2 tRNA genes and 3 rRNA genes are annotated in these 5,076 nt (G+C 47.4%); all 5 read left to right on the top strand.

Annotation, left to right across the window (positions count from 1 at the left end):
- Positions 1-1,428 (top strand): 16S ribosomal RNA (locus OL225_RS21975); the annotation flags it as partial.
- A gap of 196 nt (positions 1,429-1,624) precedes the next feature.
- Positions 1,625-1,698 (top strand) — tRNA-Ile (locus OL225_RS21970).
- 99 nt (positions 1,699-1,797) lie between these two features.
- Positions 1,798-1,871: transfer RNA gene (locus OL225_RS21965), tRNA-Ala, on the top strand.
- A 153-nt stretch (positions 1,872-2,024) separates the two neighbouring features.
- A 23S ribosomal RNA gene (locus OL225_RS21960) occupies positions 2,025-4,782 on the top strand.
- Between the two features lie 157 nt (positions 4,783-4,939).
- A 5S ribosomal RNA gene (gene rrf / locus OL225_RS21955) occupies positions 4,940-5,047 on the top strand.
- Positions 5,048-5,076: the final 29 nt, after the last annotated feature.

Below are 5,076 nucleotides of genomic sequence, written 5' to 3'. Positions count from 1 at the left end.
GAGAGCGGCGTACGGGTGCGGAACACGTGTGCAACCTGCCTTTATCTGGGGGATAGCCTTTCGAAAGGGAGATTAATACCCCATAATATATTAAGTGGCATCACTTGATATTGAAAACTCCGGTGGATAGAGATGGGCACGCGCAAGATTAGATAGTTGGTGAGGTAACGGCTCACCAAGTCTACGATCTTTAGGGGGCCTGAGAGGGTGATCCCCCACACTGGTACTGAGACACGGACCAGACTCCTACGGGAGGCAGCAGTGAGGAATATTGGACAATGGGTGAGAGCCTGATCCAGCCATCCCGCGTGAAGGACGACGGCCCTATGGGTTGTAAACTTCTTTTGTATAGGGATAAACCTACTCTCGTGAGAGTAGCTGAAGGTACTATACGAATAAGCACCGGCTAACTCCGTGCCAGCAGCCGCGGTAATACGGAGGGTGCAAGCGTTATCCGGATTTATTGGGTTTAAAGGGTCCGTAGGCGGATCTGTAAGTCAGTGGTGAAATCTCACAGCTTAACTGTGAAACTGCCATTGATACTGCAGGTCTTGAGTGTTGTTGAAGTAGCTGGAATAAGTAGTGTAGCGGTGAAATGCATAGATATTACTTAGAACACCAATTGCGAAGGCAGGTTACTAAGCAACAACTGACGCTGATGGACGAAAGCGTGGGGAGCGAACAGGATTAGATACCCTGGTAGTCCACGCCGTAAACGATGCTAACTCGTTTTTGGATTTTCGGATTCAGAGACTAAGCGAAAGTGATAAGTTAGCCACCTGGGGAGTACGTTCGCAAGAATGAAACTCAAAGGAATTGACGGGGGCCCGCACAAGCGGTGGATTATGTGGTTTAATTCGATGATACGCGAGGAACCTTACCAAGGCTTAAATGGGAAATGACAGGTTTAGAAATAGACTTTTCTTCGGACATTTTTCAAGGTGCTGCATGGTTGTCGTCAGCTCGTGCCGTGAGGTGTTAGGTTAAGTCCTGCAACGAGCGCAACCCCTGTCACTAGTTGCCATCATTAAGTTGGGGACTCTAGTGAGACTGCCTACGCAAGTAGAGAGGAAGGTGGGGATGACGTCAAATCATCACGGCCCTTACGCCTTGGGCCACACACGTAATACAATGGCCGGTACAGAGGGCAGCTACACTGCGAAGTGATGCAAATCTCGAAAGCCGGTCTCAGTTCGGATTGGAGTCTGCAACTCGACTCTATGAAGCTGGAATCGCTAGTAATCGCGCATCAGCCATGGCGCGGTGAATACGTTCCCGGGCCTTGTACACACCGCCCGTCAAGCCATGGAAGTCTGGGGTACCTGAAGTCGGTGACCGTAACAGGAGCTGCCTAGGGTAAAACAGGTAACTAGGGCTAAGTCGTAACAAGGTAGCCGTACCGGAAGGTGCGGCTGGAACATCTCATTTTAGAGCGTCATTAGACGATAAACAAAATTAGTACGCAAGTACAAAGCACTTACTTAAAGTTCAAGCTTTAGTTTTTTGTTTGGTTGGTTATATAAAAAAATACAAAACCCACTAGAAATTAGTATAGGGAAAGAGATTGAGAAATGAAGAAGAGGAAAAGGAATAACTTATTACTCATCACCCATTACTCATACAAAGTCTCGTAGCTCAGCTGGTTAGAGCGCTACACTGATAATGTAGAGGTCGGCAGTTCGAGCCTGCCCGAGACTACTAATTGAAGGGAATTATAGATTATAAATTATAGATTTTAGAATATAACGTATGTTTCATTTAAAATATATAATCTAGAATTTAAAATTTCTACTAGAGGGGGAATTAGCTCAGCTGGCTAGAGCGCCTGCCTTGCACGCAGGAGGTCAAGGGTTCGACTCCCTTATTCTCCACAGTTTTGGAAGATTGATTTAAAAGTTACGGATGGAGCCAAAAACAACATCTGTTCATCAATTGGACAAGAAGATATTAAGATCATTGACATTAACGGTAAAGACATCACAAAGAGAAAACCGAGCGCATAAAGCGCTTGAGTAACCAATAGGAAAGAAATCGTTAAGGGCGTATGGCGGATGCCTAGGCTTTCAGAGGCGAAGAAGGACGTGGTAAGCTGCGAAAAGCTGCGGGGATTGGCACACACGAATTGATCCGCAGATGTCCGAATGGGGCAACCCGTCTGGTTGAAGACCAGTCATCCCTTAGGGGAAGCAAACCCGGAGAACTGAAACATCTAAGTACCCGGAGGAAAAGAAATCGAAGAGATTCCGTAAGTAGTGGCGAGCGAAAGCGGATTAGCCCAAAAGTCGTTATATGTTTAATAGAATGTTCTGGAAAGAACAGCCGTAGAGGGTGATAGCCCCGTATATGAAAGGCATATATTGATGATAAATGAGTAGGGCGGGACACGTGAAATCCTGTCTGAATATGGGGGGACCATCCTCCAAGGCTAAATACTCCTGAAAGACCGATAGTGAACAAGTACTGTGAAGGAAAGGTGAAAAGCACTTCGAATAGAAGGGTGAAATAGAACCTGAAACCGTACGCCTACAAGCGGTCGGAGCAGCATTAAGCTGTGACGGCGTGCCTTTTGCATAATGAGCCTACGAGTTAATTTTACTAGCGAGGTTAAGGTATTAAGTACCGGAGCCGGAGCGAAAGCGAGTCTGAATAGGGCGGATAGTTAGTAGGATTAGACGCGAAACCTTGTGATCTACCCATGGGCAGGTTGAAGCTCTGGTAACACAGAGTGGAGGACCGAACCGGTTGACGTTGAAAAGTCTTCGGATGACCTGTGGGTAGGGGTGAAAGGCCAATCAAACTGGGAGATAGCTCGTACTCTCCGAAATGCATTTAGGTGCAGCGTCGTATATAAGTTTATTAGAGGTAGAGCTACTGATTGGATGCGGGGGTTTCATCGCCTACCAATTCCTGACAAACTCCGAATGCTAATAAATGTTCTACGGCAGTGAGGGCATGGGTGCTAAGGTCCATGTCCGAGAGGGAAAGAACCCAGACCAACAGCTAAGGTCCCAAAATATATGTTAAGTTGAAACAACGCGGTTGGACTGCATTGACAGCTAGGATGTTGGCTTGGAAGCAGCCATTCATTTAAAGAGTGCGTAACAGCTCACTAGTCGAGCGGTCCGGCATGGATAATAATCGGGCATAAACATATTACCGAAGCTATGGATTTATATTTTAGATATATCTGGTAGGAGAGCATTCTATTTGCGCCGAAGCAGTATCGTGAGGTATTGTGGAGCGGATAGAAAAGAAAATGTAGGCATAAGTAACGATAAAGCAGGCGAGAAACCTGCTCACCGAAAGACCAAGGCTTCCTCAGCCATGCTAATCAGCTGAGGGTTAGTCGGGACCTAACGCGAACCCGAAAGGGGTAGTGGATGGACAATGGGTTAATATTCCCATACTTGCTCACACTAAAAAGGGGACGGTTGGATGTAGCTGCTAAAGACTGACGGAATAGTCAAGGCCTAGCCTTCGGGCGAAGCTGCTGTAGTGTAATCTGATCCAAGAAAAGCCGAAGTGAAGCAACCCGTACCAAAACCGACACAGGTGGTCGAGGAGAGAATCCTAAGGTGCTCGAGTGAGTCGTGGCTAAGGAACTAGGCAAAATAGTCTCGTAACTTCGGAAGAAGAGACGCCATCAGCAATGGTGGCCGCAGTGAAGAGGCCCAGGCGACTGTTTATCAAAAACACAGGACTCTGCTAAATCGAAAGATGCTGTATAGGGTCTGACACCTGCCCGGTGCTGGAAGGTTAAGGAAGGTGCTTAGGGTTAAACCGAAGGCATTAACTGAAGCCCCAGTAAACGGCGGCCGTAACTATAACGGTCCTAAGGTAGCGAAATTCCTTGTCGGGTAAGTTCCGACCTGCACGAATGGTGTAACGATCTGGGCACTGTCTCAGCCACGAGCTCGGTGAAATTGTAGTATCGGTGAAGATGCCGATTACCCGCAATGGGACGAAAAGACCCTGTGAACCTTTACTATAACTTCGTATTGACTTTGAGTAAGTAATGTGTAGGATAGGTGGGAGGCTTTGAAGCTTGCACGCTAGTGTAGGTGGAGCCAACGTTGAAATACCACCCTTTACTTACTTGGAGCCTAACTTCTTTTAGAAGGACATTGCGTGGTGGGTAGTTTGACTGGGGTGGTCGCCTCCAAAAGAGTAACGGAGGCTTTCAAAGGTACCCTCAGCACGCTTGGTAACCGTGCGTAGAGTGTAATGGCATAAGGGTGCTTGACTGTGAGACCTACAAGTCGATCAGGTGCGAAAGCAGGACATAGTGATCCGGTGGTTCCGTATGGAAGGGCCATCGCTCATAGGATAAAAGGTACTCCGGGGATAACAGGCTAGTCTCCCCCAAGAGCTCACATCGACGGGGAGGTTCGGCACCTCGATGTCGGCTCGTCACATCCTGGGGCTGGAGAAGGTCCCAAGGGTTGGGCTGTTCGCCCATTAAAGTGGCACGCGAGCTGGGTTCAGAACGTCGTGAGACAGTTCGGTCTCTATCTATTGCGGGCGTTAGATGTTTGAGAGGGCTTGATTCTAGTACGAGAGGACCGAATTGAACAAACCTCTGGTGTATCAGTTGTACCGCCAGGTGCACCGCTGAGTAGCTACGTTTGGAAGAGATAAGCACTGAAAGCATATAAGTGCGAAACTCGCCTCAAGATGAGACATCTTTTAAGGGTCGTTGGAGATGACGACGTTGATAGGCTACAGGTGTAAAGACAGTAATGTCATAGCCGAGTAGTACTAATTACCCGTAGATTTATAGTCTATGGTTACTAATATAAACCAAGTGCTTTATGTGCATTGAAGGTTTTGTCTTTGTGAAAGTTTTTATCGCTTAAAACAGGTAGCAGATGGTAGCTATCAGGAAGCAGGGAATGCCTGCTGCCTACTACCAACATCCTGCAACCTTATATACCTTCTTTAGGGTGGTTTTAGCGGTGGGGCTCACCTGTTCCCATTCCGAACACAGAAGTTAAGCCCACCAGCGCCGATGGTACTGCGAAAGCGGGAGAGTAGGCCGCCGCCAGTTTTTATTTTATTTTTAAAAAATCCTTTATC

The organism is Chryseobacterium viscerum, assembly GCF_025949665.1.
GTDB lineage: Bacteria > Bacteroidota > Bacteroidia > Flavobacteriales > Weeksellaceae > Chryseobacterium > Chryseobacterium viscerum_A.
This window is presented reverse-complemented; position numbering and strand designations above follow the sequence as displayed.